Below are 13,542 nucleotides of genomic sequence, written 5' to 3' on the forward strand. Positions count from 1 at the left end.
TCATCGCCTTGGCTTGGCCCGCAGCGTTGGGTCCGCTTGCGTCGGGTCTTCGGGCCAGGGATGTTTCGGGTACTGCCCGCGCATGTCCTTGCGCACATCCGCGTAGGAGTTGGCCCAGAAGCCCGGCAGGTCGGATGTCACCTGCACGGGCCGCTGCGCCGGCGACAGAAGGGTAATCTGCAATGGCACCTGTCCGACCATCGGATGGCCGGTCACGCCGAACATCTCCTGCAGTCTGACGGAAATGCCGGGCGTCCCCGCGTCGTAGTCGATTGGGATTTTTCGGCCCAACGGCGTCTCGAAATGGCCGGGCACCACGCGGTTCAAGCGTTGCATATTGTCCCAGCCAAGGTGCGCCTCTAGCGCGGGCAGGATGTCGAAGGTTTTCCAATCCGCCGCAGTCCGAACACCAGGCAGGTGAGGCAGCAACCAGTCCTCCAAGCTGTCCATCAGCGCGTCGGGCCCAAGATCGGGAAAGTCGCCACCCATCAACGCGGCGCGCGCCAGCAGCCGCTTTGCGCCTTTCGAGGGCAGGAGGCCGAGCTGCCGCACCCCGCTGAGCATGGCGCATGCTATGGCGTCATCGGGCGCGTCGTGCCAGGCGCGGTCCTCCAGCACCAGCGCACCGAACTGCCGCTGTGTGCGTGCCAACACCGCACCGTCCCGTTTGGACCATGTGCAGGTATGGGTCCAGGTGATCTGGTCTGGAAACAGGTCTTCCAGCTCGGACAAAGACAGCGCTACAGCTTGCCGGATCCGTGCCTCGCGCGGGTTACCGTCGAGGTCGGTTGCGACGATCAGCGTTTGACCAGCCAAGGCGTCCCCATCCGGCATCACCCCGCCTTTGCCGCCGGAGAGGACATAGCGCGGCGCATCGCCGGGCCGACGTTTGCCGATCCGGTCCGGGTAGGCCAGTGCGGCCATCGCCGCTGGGCTGAGGGCAGGCCCCTGATCTTGCCGTGCAGCAAGTCGTTTTGCCTCGTCCCGGATGCGCGCGATGGCGCCGCGATGCGCGGCATCCCCGAAGTCCTGCGGCGACTTCAGCGCGCGCAGACGCAAGCCGATGTCCACTCCACGACCGCGCAACGGATCCCGGTCGGCCAGAAGTGCGGCAAGCGGCGCGGCCCCTGCGCCTGCTTTCACAAGCATGTGGGCAAGGCGGGGATGCAGCGGTTGGCGCGCCAGTTCGCGGCCGTGCGCCGTAATGCGGTTGTGCGGGTCGAGCGCACCCAACATGCGCAAGACGCCGCGCGCTTCCTCAAGACGGCCCGCGTGGGGTGGCGTGACAAAGCGCAGGTCCGTTTCGCCCGCGCCCCAGATCGCCAATTCCAAAGCGAAGCTGGTCAGGTCACCAACGGTAATCTCGGGGGGAGGGAAGGCGGACAGCGCGCCGTCTTCTCCTTTGGTCCACAACTTGTAGGCGACGCCCGGGCTCACGCGCCCGGCGCGGCCCGCGCGCTGGGTGGCTTCGGCCCGCGTGACACGCTCGGTGATCAGCCGCGACATGCCAGACGACGGATGGAATTGCGCCCGCCTTGCCCGGCCGCCATCGACCACGATCCGGATGTCCGGGATGGTGAGCGAGGTTTCGGCAATTGATGTGGCCAGAACGATTTTACGCGTGTCGGACGGGGTCACGGCGGCGCGCTGCGCCTTGAAGTCCATCGCACCAAAAAGCGGTTGTACATTTGGCAGATCAGACAGCAGCGCGGCCGTGCGTCTGATTTCACCTTCGCCCGGCAGAAAGGCGAGCAGCCCGCCCGGCGCATCTTGGTATGCCGTGCGGATCAGCTCGGCCATCGCCGTTTCGAACTTCGTGCCTTTGGGCAGAGGGGTTTTCAGCCAGTGCGGCGTCACGGGAAAACTGCGCCCTTCGGATGTGAGGATCGGAGCTTGCATCACATCTGCAACCGGTCCTGCATCTAGCGTGGCCGACATGGCAAGGAGCATGAGGTCGTCCCTGAGCGCCTCGGAGACTTCCAGACAAAGCGCGAGGCCGAGATCGGCGTTAAGCGAGCGTTCGTGAAATTCATCGAAAATGACGGCGCCGACGCCGGGCAAGTCCGGGGCGTCCTGCAACATGCGGGTCAGGATACCTTCGGTCACAACCTCGATCCGCGTGCCTCTGCTGACCGCGCTTTGGCCGCGGATGCGATAGCCGACCGTTTGCCCTGCTTTTTCGCCCAGCGTCTGCGCCATGCGCTCGGCCGCGTTCCGCGCGGCAAGGCGGCGCGGCTCAAGCATCAGAATACGTCCCTCGGTCACGCCCGCGTCCAGCATCGCAAGGGGCACGCGGGTGGTCTTGCCCGCGCCTGGCGGCGCTTGCAGCACGGCACGGCCCCGCGCGCGCAGGGTCTCGATCAGGTCGGGCAGGATATCGTCAATGGGCAGGCGGCTCATGCGTGCCTTATGGCCGAAGGCGCGGGGGGCGCCAACACTGGACATTTCAGGGATGCGCCCGCAGAAAGCCGCAATGGATATTCAGGACCTGTCCCAACGCATTGCCGCCGGTGAACGCCGCGCGCTGGCCCGCGGTATCACGCTTGTCGAAAGCGGGCGTGCAGATCACAGGGCGCAGGCAACGCAGGTGCTGGCGGCCCTGCCGCGCGACCGCCAAGCGCTGCGCATTGGCCTGTCGGGCACGCCGGGTGTTGGCAAGTCCACCTTCATCGAAGCCTTTGGCATGACGCTTGTTCAGGCTGGGTTGTGCGTGGCCGTTCTGGCCGTTGATCCGTCCTCGGCCCGGTCAGGCGGCTCGATCCTTGGGGACAAGACACGCATGGACCGGCTGAGCCGTGAGGCGGGTGCCTTCATTCGCCCGTCACCCAGCCAGACCCACTTGGGCGGCGTCGCGCGGCGCACCCGCGAGGCTGTGGCGCTCTGCGAGGGGGCGGGCTTTGACGTGGTGCTGATCGAAACCGTGGGTGTCGGCCAGTCCGAGACTGTGGTGGCGCAGATGTCTGACCTGTTTGTGCTCTTGCTTGCGCCTGCGGGCGGCGATGAGTTGCAGGGTGTGAAACGCGGGATCATGGAGATGGCAGATATGATCCTGATCAACAAGGCGGATGGGGACCTGAAGCCAGCGGCCATGCGCACCTGTGCGGACTATGCGGGCGCGTTGCGCTTGTTGCGCAAACGTCCCCAGGACCCTGACGGTTACCCCAAGGCGATGATGGTATCGGCGCTGGCCGAAGAGGGTTTGGACACCGCCTGGGCTGATATGCAGGCGCTTGTTTCCTGGCGTCGAGAGGCTGGCTTTTTCGACGCGACCCGCGCGGCGCAAGCGCGATACTGGTTCGAGGAAGACGTGCGGTCGGCCTTGCTGTCCAAGCTGGATGATGCCACCGCAAAGCGTGCTATGGAACAGCTTGGATCGCGTGTGGCAGAGGGCGCACTTGCGCCATCTGCGGCGGCAGCACAGATGCTGGACGTGCTGGATGGCAATTTCGGCCCGGCCCGGGTTGACCCGGTCCCTGATTCCCCCTAAAGCCACCAAACGAATTTCGATGGCGCCGCCGGACCTGCGCGGTGCCTATGTCGTTTCGGGCCTTGCAAAACGGACCAGGCGGCACAGCGGAGAAGAGGATAAACCCATGTCGCGCGTATGCGAACTGACCGGTAAAGGCCCGATGACTGGCAACAATGTCAGCCACGCCAACAACAAGACCCGTCGGCGTTTCCTGCCGAACCTGAACGACGTGACCCTGCAGTCCGAAACACTGGGCCGCGGCGTGAAGCTGCGCATTTCGGCGGCGGCGCTGCGATCGGTTGATCACCGCGGTGGTCTGGACGCGTTCCTGGCCAAAGCCAAGGATGTCGAACTGTCCGACCGTGCCTTGAAGGTCAAGAAAGAGATCGCGAAAGCCCAAGCCGCAACAGCTTGAGCTTAGAAGATCCACGTTAAAGCCCCGCGTGCTTTGTACGCGGGGCTTTAACGTTTTTGCGTTCCGGTTCCCGAACCATGGCATATGCGATTGTGCCGCAGTTGAGGCCGCGCAGCAGTCGCTTTAGATGGATGGCATGAAGCGCGCCCTTTACGCTATTTTCCTGAGCCTTGTGCTGGTGGTGACGAGCCAGAGCGCGGCTATGGCCCGTGGCTCAGCCACCGCAGTGGATCAGATTGTGATCTGCTCTGGCTCTACCGTTGTCACGGTGTTCGTCGATAGCGATGGGCAACCGACGACGGCACCGCATCTTTGCCCTGACTGCGCCTTGCATTTGCTGGCGGCTGTCATACCGCCCGCTGCTGTCGCGACGCCGTTGTTCCGTGGGACAACCTACGTCGCACGGCCTGCCGGTGCGGCGCACGACGGCAACGCCGTCCCAAGCCCGTCCGCACGTGCGCCCCCTGTTTCGGTCTGACTTCACTCAACCCGACCTCAACGTTCCAAAACAGGAGGACGATATGTCCTTGCGCACGACCCTTGCCGCTGCATGTGCGGCGACCCTTCTTTCCGTTCCGGCCCTGGCCGATGGCATCATGATCATGGATCCTTACGCGCGCTCGGCAAGCCCGTCGGCGCAGTCCGGTGCCGCATTCATGATAATCCATAATGACACCGGGCAAGACGACAGGCTGATTGCGGCCCGCACGGACGCCGCCGCCCGCGTGGAACTGCACACCCACATCGAAACCGGCGACGGCATCATGCAAATGGTGGAGGTCGAAGAGGGCTTTGCGATTGCTGCCGGTGAGATGCACCACATGATGCGCGGCGGTGATCACGTGATGCTGATGGGCTTGAGTGGCCCGCTTGAACAGGATGGGACGATCGACGTGACACTGGTCTTTGAAAACGCAGGGGACGTGAACATCACGATCCCTGTCGACAACGAACGCAAACCCGAAGCGGGCGCGCATGGTCATGCTGGTCATGGCGATCACGGCAACTAGGCGCCTGCGCGCTTGATCAATCGTAAGGCGGATCCTGATCCGCCTTACTGTGCCAACACCTCATTCACCCAAACGGGCACTGTGTCTGATGCCTTGCCAGAGCGGACATCATCGAACAGGCTGACATTCTCACCAGGATCAAGGTTCATCTCGACCGTGCGCGCACCGACATGGCGGGCCATTTGGACGAACCCGGCTGCAGGATAAACGTTGCCGGAGGTGCCGATGGCAACAAAGATGTCCGCCTCTGCGAGCGCCCGCTCGATCCGTTCCATGTGGTACGGGATTTCGCCGAACCAGACGATGTCCGGTCGGGCGGAGGGTGCGCCACATCGTGGACACCCGTGACCAACGGTCATCGCCAAGGGAGCAGGCCAGCGGTGTTCGCAGCTTGCGCACAGCGCAGAGTTCAACGCGCCATGCATGTGGATGACGTCGCTGCTGCCGCCCTTCTCGTGCAGGTCATCGACATTTTGCGTGACCAGGGTGACCTGACCCTTGTGCTCTGCCTGCAGTCGGGCGAGGGCGGCGTGTGCTGCGTTGGGCACGGCCTCCGCCGCCTGCTTTCTGCGGGCGTTGTAAAAGTCCACCACCAGTTGCGGGTTGCGCGCGAACCCTTCCGGCGTGGCGACATCTTCGATCCGGTGCTGCGCCCATAATCCACCCTCTTCGCGAAAGGTGCCAAGCCCGCTTTCGGCGGAAATACCTGCCCCGGTCAGGATCACGATAGACGGTGCGGACATGCCTTACCTCCTTGTCTGTTTCGCATCGGTCAAGCGTCCAAAAGGCGCAATTCGCCAGCCAGCCACGGCAATTGGGTCAGCGCCGGGTCCATCATGTGCGTCTTGATCAGTCTGCGCATGGTGTTGGCGACATCCGTCGGCACTTCGCCTGCCCAGTCGGCACTGGCATAGAGCGAGATGGTCCGAGAAAAAGGTTTGAAGGGCAGGGGGAACGCGTCGACCTGATCGTGGAAGCGCCCGGCGCGCATGTAGCCCAGCGGTGTGGTCACGGCCCAGCCGATCCGGCGCGCGACCATGGCCATGAGGGCCAGGTGGCTGCCGATCTCGAACCGATCTGCGAAGTTGAGCTTCTGGCGTGCCAGATGCGCTTCGATCTGGCGAGAGATGAGCTGATCCCGTTCGTAGCGCAGGAACGGCAGGTCGGGCAGGATCGCCATCGGATCGTTGTTCCGCACCACACCGCGCGGCGCAACGAGGATGAACGGATCGCGGGCCAGCGGATATTCCAGCACGCCATCGCGCATCGTCCCGTCGCTGGCCGAGATGGCGATGTGAAGGCTCTTGTCTGCGATGGCCTGCAGGATTTCGTGGCTCGGCGCCGTGGCCAGCGTGAACTTGCAGCGGGTCAGACTATCAGCCAGGATTGTCACCAGCCGCGGCGTCAAGTCGTTTTCAAAATCGTCGATGACCCCGATGGACAGCGCCGACAGGTGGGCGAGGTCCATGACCGTCAGTTCCGATTGGGCCAGACGCAATTGCGAGAGCGCGGCCTCGGCCCGCGCTAGAAAGCTGGTGCCGGCTGGCGTCAGCCGCATCGGTCGTTTACCGTGATCGACAAGGTCCGTGGCAAGCGCCGTTTCAAGATTGCGAAGCTGCTGGCTCACCGCTGGTTGGCTCAGACCCGTGACGGCCGCTGCCTGCGCAACGGACCCGGTGGCGGCCAATGCCTCGAACACTTCGAGGCCGCGCAGCGTGACTCCCTTGCTCAGCATGTATCGCCCCATTGCAGTTTCATGATCTTTGAATGTGCGAACAGCCAGTTGGTCAAGAAAAATGTGCATTCGGCCCGCCTCAAGTTTCAAAAATTGAAAGGCACATCGCGAGTCTTGCGCCTGGTGCCCTGCCCGAGGCACAACGAGGTATGAAAATCGCGACCGCCTCCTACCCCCTCGATGTCTTGCCCAGCTGGGCCGCATATGAGGACAAGCTGACCTCATGGGTGGCCGAGGCCGCAGAGGCGGGTGGCCAGCTGCTCGTGTTTCCGGAGTATGGCGCGATGGAACTTGCAACGCTGGCGGGTTCCGATGTCGCTGGAGATCTGGAGGCGTCACTCTTTGCAGTGGCGGACCGCTTGGAAGAGGCGGATGCGCTGCATGCGGATCTGGCCACGCAATTCGGGGTTCACATCCTTGCGGCATCCGGACCCGCAACGCGCGACCTGCCCGATGGCACCCGGCGCCCGGTCAACCGGGCGCGGTTCTTTGCACCCGGCGGTGCGACAGGGTGGCAAGACAAGCAAATCATGACCCGCTTTGAGGCGGAAACTTGGAATGTCGCACCCGGTGGTCCCTTGCACCTGTTCGACACAGCCTTGGGCAAGATCGGTGTTCTGATCTGCTATGACAGCGAATTTCCATTGCTCGGCAGGGCATTGGCCGAGGCCGACATCTTGTTGGTCCCATCGGTGACAGAGGCGCTTTCGGGTTACTCCCGTGTCCGGATCGGCGCGCAAGCCCGGGCGTTGGAAAACCAGTGCGTGACGGTGATGTCCTCCGTTGTCGGCGCGGCGCCCTGGTCAGAGGCCGTTGACGTCTCAGTAGGGGCTGGCGGTATCTACGGCCCGCCGGACAAGGGCTTTCCCGACACTGGCGTCATCGCGCAGGGCCCGCTGAACGAACCCGGATGGGTCTATGGCGAGGTTGATGTATCGGCCGTTGCGGCGGTGCGTGCCGACGGTGTTGTTCTGAATCGCAGGGATTGGGCGCTGCAGGACGGTCGTACCGATCCTGTCACAGTCGTAACACTGGCCTGATTAGCCCTTGAATTATGGGACGCGGAGGCGCATTTAGTGGCGCGTCCGCAAATTGGCGGGCTGTGTAACGAAGGAGAGACCATGGCCAAGGAAGATACGCTCGAATTTCCCGGTGTCGTGAAGGAACTCCTGCCCAATGCGACGTTTCGGGTCGAGCTAGAAAATGGCCATGAGATCATCGCACATACGGCAGGAAAAATGCGCAAGAACCGCATTCGTGTTCTGGCAGGCGACAAGGTGCAGGTCGAAATGACCCCCTACGATCTGACCAAGGGTCGGATCAACTACCGCTTCAAATAAGCCACGCGCGTGGCGTTCATTCTGGGATCGGGAAGCCCGAGACGGCTTGAGCTGCTCGGGCAGTTGGGCATTGCGCCCGACTCGGTCCGGCCCCCTGACATCGACGAAGACCCGCTGGCGGGTGAGTTGCCGCGCCCCTATTGCGCAAGAATTGCGCGCGAAAAGGTTGCGGCTGTCGTGGCTGACGAAAATGACGTCGTGCTCTGTGCCGATACGACCGTTGCCCTCGGGCGGCGCATTCTGGGCAAGCCCGCGGACGAAGGCGAGGCGCGCGAATTTCTGACCATGCTGTCCGGTCGCCGACATCGTGTGATCACCGCGGTGGCCGTTCGTAGAGGTGATCGCATTTGGGAGCGGGACGTTGTGAGTACAGTGCGTATGAAAGCTCTATCTCAGGCCGATATCGCCGGATATCTGGCAACCGAAGACTGGCGCGGCAAGGCGGGAGGGTATGCGATCCAAGGGCCCGCTGGCGCGCTGATCCCATGGATTTCCGGGTCTTTCACGGGCATCGTGGGCCTGCCGCTCGCGGAAACCGCCGGACTGCTCGGCGCTGCTGGCATGAAGGTGTGGGCATGAAGGGTCGCGAAATCCTGTTGGATCACATCAAGGGCCGCGAGGCAGCAGCCCTTATGGTCGATGGTCGGCTTGATGATCTGCTGATTGCCTCAGATGCACCGCGACCCGGCACAATCTATCGCGCGATCACAGACAGGCCGGTCAAGAGCCAGGGCGGTGTTTTCCTCAAAACCCCCGATGGGTCTGCCTACTTGCGGGGGGTCAAAGGGATCGGGCAGGGCGAGGTGCTGCAAGTGCAGGTCACTGGCTATGCTGAACCGGGCAAAGCCATTCCCGTTTCTCACAAGGTTCTTTTCAAAAGCCGCTACGCCATTGTCACGCCTGAGGCGCCCGGATTGAACCTGTCGCGCAGCATTCGCGACGATGATGTGCGCGATGCGCTGCTCGCGCTCGCCCACGACGGGATGGAGGGCAGCGATATGGGCCTCATTTTGCGGTCCGCAGCCGCGGATGCAAATACAGATGAAGTGCTGGAGGACATCGCCGCGATGCGTGAGCTCGCCGAGCAAGTCATGTCAGACATAGGCACGGAACCGGAAACATTGACTGACGGTGACGGCCCTCACGTTCTGGCGTGGAGAGATTGGGTGGAACCGGCGCACGTGGTGACAGAAACCGGTTGTTTTGAAGCGCATGGCGTTCTGGACGCCATTGATGCTATCCGGGCGGGGCGCATCCCGCTCGACGGCGACGCCAGCATGTATGTTGAGACCACGCGCGCTTTGGTGGCTGTTGATGTGAACACTGGCGCTGATGGCTCCTTTGCCTCAGGATTGCGGGCGAACCTTGCGTGTGCGAGGGCGCTGCCCTCGGCTCTGCGCGTGCAAGGCTTGGGCGGGCAGATCACAATAGACTTGGCGCCAATGCCAAAAAAGGAACGCGCAACATTCGAAGCCACATTGCGGGCGGCTTTGCGCCGGGATGATATCGACACGGTAATGGCCGGTTGGACGCCTCTGGGTCACTTTGAATTGCAACGCAAACGTGCCCGCCAGCCCCTGGCAGAGGTGCTGACATGAGCTGCCCGATTTGCGCCAAAGAGAGAGTGCAGAAGTACCGCCCGTTCTGTTCTCGCCGTTGTGCAGACATTGACCTCGCGGGCTGGATGAACGGCCGCTACACAGTGCCATCACAACGCGAAGAGAATGACGATCTTCCTCGCGACGAAGACCCGGTAACGCACTAGAAATTTGCTGCGATTTTCCTATGGACAGTCCTTTGGGATACGCTTATCACGCCTCCACCCGAAGCCGCAGGCTTCACCCATGCCCGGGTAGCTCAGGGGTAGAGCAGTGGATTGAAAATCCTCGTGTCGGTGGTTCGATTCCGCCCCCGGGCACCACTTTAAGCGTTTGAAGTGTATCCACATTTTTCCGTTTGCGAAGCGGCATGTCGAAGTCTTCTGCAGCGTTTCTTGCCTCGGGGCAACCGTGGGGCAACTTTTTGAGGAGATGGGTCAACACGCGCACGAAGGGTGTTCGTATCCGCTGAGAAGGCGTTGCGCGGATTGGAGAAGCAGGCCCGTGGCCTGGATAAGTCCGGCGCGTTCGGGATCGGTCTTGCGGATGGCCTTGGCCCTATTGGCCAACTCCGCGGAGTGCCGTCCGAGCGAGATATTTTCCCGAATTTCCGGCGGCATCAGGTCTTTCAGCCTGGTCGCGGCTTCCAGGATGCGCGGATCGACCTTCGACATCGCGCGGAGGTCCTGCAGCGCATTGGAGCATTCCGCCCCAAGCCAACGCCGCCGCGCCGTCCAAAGTCCGCCCGACCGTGTTCGGTGTGCGCAGAACCTCACGAAAAGCCAGTTCAGAATTTGCATATCAAAGCGAGCCAAGACGTCATCATAAAAACATCAGCCTGCGGAGTATGCCCCTTACGCTGGCTCGGACGAATAGCCATTAATCCCTCGATAAAGAACTGCCGCTGATAACAATGGCGGCTCAAATGGAACTTATCGACGACGCGCAAGTTACACCCACAAAAGTGATGCGTGCCTATCGACAAAGTCTATCGGTGATACCGCCTGCGATGCCGGACGTTGGTGAAGCACGCGGCTTTTTGGATCACGACAATGGCGGGCAAAACCGCGGCAAAACATAGTAAGTACATCGTCCCGGTTGCTCGGGGAAACCTGACGTGGACAAACAACTGTGTGCGACGATTTGTAATTCCCCCAGATTTGCGGGGCCGGCCGACACCGCGCAGCATCCAACGCTCAGTCCGACCACATGCGTAGAAGCATTCTCCGCCAGGGAATTGATAGCGCAGCGCATGACGGGGACCCGGCTTTGACCTGATCCAACGACAATCGCCGACCCTGGAGAAAACGAAGATATAAAAGGAGAACACGACCACACCATGACCCGTTACGCACAGCAACGCATTGCAAACCCCGTGTATTTCTTTGATGCGCCGGACGAAGTCTTGAAAGACGATAACCTGTCGTTGGAGGAAAAGGAGAAAGTCCTTCAGTCAATGGCGGTTGACGCGGAGCAGTTGATCGATGCCACCGCGGAAGGCATGGAAAGCCCAAACCAGACCTACAAGGCCGAAGACCTTCGCCTTGCACTGGAAAAGCTCAGCAAAACCAAGGAAAATGCTGTGCTTTCGAAGGACGCTATCCAGAACACCGCGCAGCGGTTCAAGCGGATCCTTGTCGTGACCACCTCAAGCCAAGACCTGAACCGTGTCGTGTTGGATCATGCATTGGACCTGGCGAACCTGTCCGGTGGGGACGTGTCGCTGTTGAGTGTCGTTCCATCTGATGTTGAGGCAGTCGGTCCGGCAACGGCCTTGCCGATGGCCGGTACGGCACAGGTCGTCAGCGTCGACAATTCCGAGGTCATCGCAGATCGGAAAAAGCTCCTGGCAGAACTTTGTGACACCTGCCGCACCGGTGAAACCATTGAAATAGAAATCCGGTCGGGACCGATTGAGGATGAACTCGTTGTCTACGCCGAGACTTGGAAGGCCGATTTGATCGTCGTTGGATCGCCCAATAGGTCATGGCTGGAGGGGGTGTTTAATCCCGCGTTGGACAGGCATGTCACGAAATTAGCGCCGTGCCCGGTCCTTGTGGTGCCGGAACCGAATTGATCACGAAAGAGTTTGCAAGGAGATCTCGGACATCGGGTTGCGTCCCGTCGACATGCGTGTGACCCGGTGCCCTGACATCAAGAAAATCAGGCGTGCGCACCATATGGGCGCCGTCAGTCGCATACCGCGATCCTCCGGGGTGCAAGGCTCGGACACAACGCGGTTTGTCGCACGGAAAGGGACATTGATATGTCAGATACAACCGCCGGAACGGGTATTCCCGAACCAGATGGCGCAAGTGAGATTATCGAAACCAATTACGAAGTCGGTCAGGACAACATCCAGAAAAGCCTGGGGCCCTTCGGTCTCGATATCCACAATCCGGTCTTCGTGATCTCGGGGCTGGCCGTCGTGGCATTCGTGTTTTTCACACTGGTCTTTCCGACGCAGGCGGGCGGAATTTTCTCTGCCATGTTCGACTTTACGACCAAGAACTTCGATTGGTTCCTTTTGGGTGCGGCCGACCTCGTGGTGATCTTTGCGCTCTTGTTGATCGTAACGCCGTTCGGCTCCGTTCGCCTTGGCGGGTCCGACGCCACTGCGGACTACAGCTATCCCGCCTGGTTCGCCATGTTGTTTGCCGCAGGCATGGGCATTGGCCTGATGTTCTACGGTGTGTCCGAACCCCTGACGCATTTTTCCACGGCCTTCGGCGGGACGGCTGCCGAAAACGACCTGCGCACCGATTGGGCGCCGCTTGGGGCCGCCAGCGGGGATGAGGCGGCCGCCATTCGACTGGGCATGGCCGCGACGATCTTTCACTGGGGTCTGCACCCTTGGGCCATCTACGCGACGGTCGCCCTGGCCCTCGCGCTTTTTAGCTACAACAAGGGGTTGCCGCTGACGATCCGGTCAGCGTTCTATCCCATCCTGGGCGAGCGTGTCTGGGGGTGGCCCGGGCACATCATCGACATCATCGCAGTGTTCGCGACCCTCTTCGGTCTTGCGACATCGCTTGGCTTTGGTGCCACGCAGGCAACGGCGGGTCTGAATGCGCTGTTTGGCATTCCCATGGGCACGACGTCCGAGGTTGTCCTGATCACCCTGATCACGGCGGTGGCGCTCATTTCTGTCCTGCGTGGGCTCGATGGCGGTGTAAAGGTGCTGTCCGAGATCAACATGGGGCTTGCCGGGATACTGGCGCTGTTTGTCCTGATTGTCGGACCGACTGCGTTCCTGCTGACCTTCTTCTGGGACAGCCTGGTGGCCTATGTCACCTACCTTCCCGCGCTCGCCAATCCGTTCGGGCGAGAGGATGTGAACTTCAGCCAAGGTTGGACTGCGTTCTACTGGGCGTGGTGGATCAGCTGGTCACCCTTTGTCGGCATGTTCATCGCGCGGGTCAGCCGGGGCCGCACGGTGCGCGAATTCGTGACCTGCGTGCTGATCATCCCATCCTTCGTCTGTGTGGCATGGATGGCGATCTTTGGCGGCACGGCCATCAACCAAGTCCTGGCCGATGGCTATACCGCCGCCCAGGAAGCGGACCTTCCGCTGCAGCTGTTCAAGATGCTCGAACCGATGCCCCTTGCCGGGATCACGTCCTTCATCGGGATCGTGCTGGTGATCGTGTTCTTTGTCACGTCGTCCGATTCCGGGTCATTGGTGATCGACACGATCACGGCAGGCGGCAAGATCGACGCCCCGCTCCCGCAGCGGGTGTTCTGGTGCATCTTCGAAGGCGCCGTGGCCATCGCCCTTCTCGTGGGGGGCGGGCTGGCCGCGCTTCAGTCGATGGTCATTTCTACGGGGCTTCTGTTTACCGTTGTGCTGTTGCTCATGTGCTGGTGCATCTGGCGCGGCCTTGCCAGCGAACGGGCCAAGACCTGATCACTCCACTCCCGGCCCGACCATCGGGCCGGGGGACAAACGACAAAGCCCGTTCAACCATCCCTTGT

General features: G+C 61.7%; 16 protein-coding genes and 1 tRNA gene. 13 read left to right on the forward strand and 4 right to left on the reverse strand.

What is annotated here, in order from left to right; all coding sequences use genetic code 11:
• Nucleotides 1-2,400 (reverse strand): ATP-dependent helicase HrpB, encoded by a 2,400-nt coding sequence (hrpB, locus tag BWR18_RS01395; RefSeq protein WP_076630046.1) that lies wholly within the window; start codon nucleotides 2,398-2,400, stop codon nucleotides 1-3.
• A gap of 73 nt (nucleotides 2,401-2,473) precedes the next feature.
• Here hrpB and meaB point away from each other — a divergent pair, with 73 nt between their 5' ends.
• The 4 genes from meaB (at nucleotide 2,474) to BWR18_RS01415 (ending at nucleotide 4,894) form a co-directional block, all read left to right on the forward strand.
• A complete protein-coding gene (meaB, locus tag BWR18_RS01400; RefSeq protein ID WP_076626372.1) occupies nucleotides 2,474-3,487 on the forward strand; it encodes a methylmalonyl Co-A mutase-associated GTPase MeaB in 1,014 nt (337 codons plus the stop codon).
• Between the two features lie 106 nt (nucleotides 3,488-3,593).
• Nucleotides 3,594-3,884 carry a 50S ribosomal protein L28 gene (rpmB, locus tag BWR18_RS01405; RefSeq protein WP_039684004.1) on the forward strand — a complete coding sequence of 97 codons (291 nt, stop codon included), beginning with the start codon at nucleotides 3,594-3,596 and terminating at the stop codon, nucleotides 3,882-3,884.
• A gap of 136 nt (nucleotides 3,885-4,020) precedes the next feature.
• Entirely contained in the window at nucleotides 4,021-4,362 is a 342-nt protein-coding gene (locus BWR18_RS01410) for a hypothetical protein (RefSeq protein ID WP_076630047.1), read from the forward strand.
• Between the two features lie 43 nt (nucleotides 4,363-4,405).
• Nucleotides 4,406-4,894 carry a copper chaperone PCu(A)C gene (locus BWR18_RS01415; protein ID WP_076626373.1) on the forward strand — a complete coding sequence of 163 codons (489 nt, stop codon included), beginning with the start codon at nucleotides 4,406-4,408 and terminating at the stop codon, nucleotides 4,892-4,894.
• Nucleotides 4,895-4,938: 44 nt separating this feature from the next.
• On the opposite strand, the gene BWR18_RS01420 is transcribed toward BWR18_RS01415, so the two are convergent.
• Nucleotides 4,939-5,637, reverse strand: coding sequence for an NAD-dependent deacylase (locus BWR18_RS01420; protein ID WP_076626374.1), 699 nt, complete (start codon nucleotides 5,635-5,637; stop codon nucleotides 4,939-4,941).
• Between the two features lie 29 nt (nucleotides 5,638-5,666).
• A complete protein-coding gene (locus BWR18_RS01425; protein ID WP_076630048.1) occupies nucleotides 5,667-6,629 on the reverse strand; it encodes a LysR family transcriptional regulator in 963 nt (320 codons plus the stop codon).
• A 149-nt stretch (nucleotides 6,630-6,778) separates the two neighbouring features.
• On the opposite strand from BWR18_RS01425, the gene BWR18_RS01430 reads away from it, so the two are divergent.
• From BWR18_RS01430 to BWR18_RS01455, 6 genes are all read left to right on the forward strand, one after another.
• Nucleotides 6,779-7,669 carry a carbon-nitrogen hydrolase family protein gene (locus BWR18_RS01430; protein WP_076626375.1) on the forward strand — a complete coding sequence of 297 codons (891 nt, stop codon included), beginning with the start codon at nucleotides 6,779-6,781 and terminating at the stop codon, nucleotides 7,667-7,669.
• A gap of 81 nt (nucleotides 7,670-7,750) precedes the next feature.
• Nucleotides 7,751-7,969, forward strand: coding sequence for a translation initiation factor IF-1 (infA, locus tag BWR18_RS01435; RefSeq protein WP_005978431.1), 219 nt, complete (start codon nucleotides 7,751-7,753; stop codon nucleotides 7,967-7,969).
• Between the two features lie 9 nt (nucleotides 7,970-7,978).
• The gene (locus BWR18_RS01440; protein ID WP_076626376.1) at nucleotides 7,979-8,548 is read left to right on the forward strand and encodes a Maf family protein; all 570 of its coding nucleotides are present in this window, start codon (nucleotides 7,979-7,981) and stop codon (nucleotides 8,546-8,548) included.
• Nucleotides 8,545-9,567, forward strand: a complete 1,023-nt coding sequence (locus BWR18_RS01445) for a ribonuclease E/G (RefSeq protein WP_076626377.1) — start codon at nucleotides 8,545-8,547, stop codon at nucleotides 9,565-9,567. The genes BWR18_RS01440 and BWR18_RS01445 overlap by 4 nt, the downstream gene beginning before the upstream one ends.
• Nucleotides 9,564-9,734: a DNA gyrase inhibitor YacG gene (locus BWR18_RS01450; protein ID WP_076626378.1), complete on the forward strand. Its 171-nt coding sequence runs from the start codon at nucleotides 9,564-9,566 to the stop codon at nucleotides 9,732-9,734. Before BWR18_RS01445 ends, BWR18_RS01450 begins: the two co-directional genes overlap by 4 nt.
• 81 nt (nucleotides 9,735-9,815) lie before the next feature.
• Nucleotides 9,816-9,890: transfer RNA gene (locus BWR18_RS01455), tRNA-Phe, on the forward strand.
• Between the two features lie 114 nt (nucleotides 9,891-10,004).
• Here the strand turns inward: BWR18_RS01455 and BWR18_RS01460 are convergent.
• Entirely contained in the window at nucleotides 10,005-10,241 is a 237-nt protein-coding gene (locus BWR18_RS01460) for a hypothetical protein (RefSeq protein ID WP_157598613.1), read from the reverse strand.
• A gap of 251 nt (nucleotides 10,242-10,492) precedes the next feature.
• Here BWR18_RS01460 and BWR18_RS21520 point away from each other — a divergent pair, with 251 nt between their 5' ends.
• The 3 genes from BWR18_RS21520 to BWR18_RS01470 all read left to right on the forward strand — a co-directional run bounded on the left by BWR18_RS21520 (nucleotide 10,493) and on the right by BWR18_RS01470 (nucleotide 13,474).
• Nucleotides 10,493-10,648 (forward strand): hypothetical protein, encoded by a 156-nt coding sequence (locus tag BWR18_RS21520; RefSeq protein WP_157598614.1) that lies wholly within the window; start codon nucleotides 10,493-10,495, stop codon nucleotides 10,646-10,648.
• Between the two features lie 258 nt (nucleotides 10,649-10,906).
• Complete coding sequence (locus BWR18_RS01465) at nucleotides 10,907-11,644, forward strand: universal stress protein (protein ID WP_076626380.1); 738 nt, start codon at nucleotides 10,907-10,909, stop codon at nucleotides 11,642-11,644.
• A 189-nt stretch (nucleotides 11,645-11,833) separates the two neighbouring features.
• Complete coding sequence (locus BWR18_RS01470; protein WP_076626381.1) at nucleotides 11,834-13,474, forward strand: BCCT family transporter; 1,641 nt, start codon at nucleotides 11,834-11,836, stop codon at nucleotides 13,472-13,474.
• Nucleotides 13,475-13,542: the final 68 nt, after the last annotated feature.

Source organism: Tateyamaria omphalii, assembly GCF_001969365.1.
In the GTDB taxonomy this organism is placed as follows: domain Bacteria; phylum Pseudomonadota; class Alphaproteobacteria; order Rhodobacterales; family Rhodobacteraceae; genus Tateyamaria; species Tateyamaria omphalii_A.

Coding starts and splice junctions, on each gene's coding strand:
- hrpB (WP_076630046.1), bottom strand. CDS start 2,400: ATGAGCCGCCTGCCCATTGACGATATCCTGCCCGACCTGATCGAGACC.
- meaB (WP_076626372.1), top strand. CDS start 2,474: ATGGATATTCAGGACCTGTCCCAACGCATTGCCGCCGGTGAACGCCGC.
- rpmB (WP_039684004.1), top strand. CDS start 3,594: ATGTCGCGCGTATGCGAACTGACCGGTAAAGGCCCGATGACTGGCAAC.
- BWR18_RS01410 (WP_076630047.1), top strand. CDS start 4,021: ATGAAGCGCGCCCTTTACGCTATTTTCCTGAGCCTTGTGCTGGTGGTG.
- BWR18_RS01415 (WP_076626373.1), top strand. CDS start 4,406: ATGTCCTTGCGCACGACCCTTGCCGCTGCATGTGCGGCGACCCTTCTT.
- BWR18_RS01420 (WP_076626374.1), bottom strand. CDS start 5,637: ATGTCCGCACCGTCTATCGTGATCCTGACCGGGGCAGGTATTTCCGCC.
- BWR18_RS01425 (WP_076630048.1), bottom strand. CDS start 6,629: ATGCTGAGCAAGGGAGTCACGCTGCGCGGCCTCGAAGTGTTCGAGGCA.
- BWR18_RS01430 (WP_076626375.1), top strand. CDS start 6,779: ATGAAAATCGCGACCGCCTCCTACCCCCTCGATGTCTTGCCCAGCTGG.
- infA (WP_005978431.1), top strand. CDS start 7,751: ATGGCCAAGGAAGATACGCTCGAATTTCCCGGTGTCGTGAAGGAACTC.
- BWR18_RS01445 (WP_076626377.1), top strand. CDS start 8,545: ATGAAGGGTCGCGAAATCCTGTTGGATCACATCAAGGGCCGCGAGGCA.
- BWR18_RS01450 (WP_076626378.1), top strand. CDS start 9,564: ATGAGCTGCCCGATTTGCGCCAAAGAGAGAGTGCAGAAGTACCGCCCG.
- BWR18_RS01460 (WP_157598613.1), bottom strand. CDS start 10,241: ATGTCGAAGGTCGATCCGCGCATCCTGGAAGCCGCGACCAGGCTGAAA.
- BWR18_RS21520 (WP_157598614.1), top strand. CDS start 10,493: ATGGAACTTATCGACGACGCGCAAGTTACACCCACAAAAGTGATGCGT.
- BWR18_RS01465 (WP_076626380.1), top strand. CDS start 10,907: ATGACCCGTTACGCACAGCAACGCATTGCAAACCCCGTGTATTTCTTT.
- BWR18_RS01470 (WP_076626381.1), top strand. CDS start 11,834: ATGTCAGATACAACCGCCGGAACGGGTATTCCCGAACCAGATGGCGCA.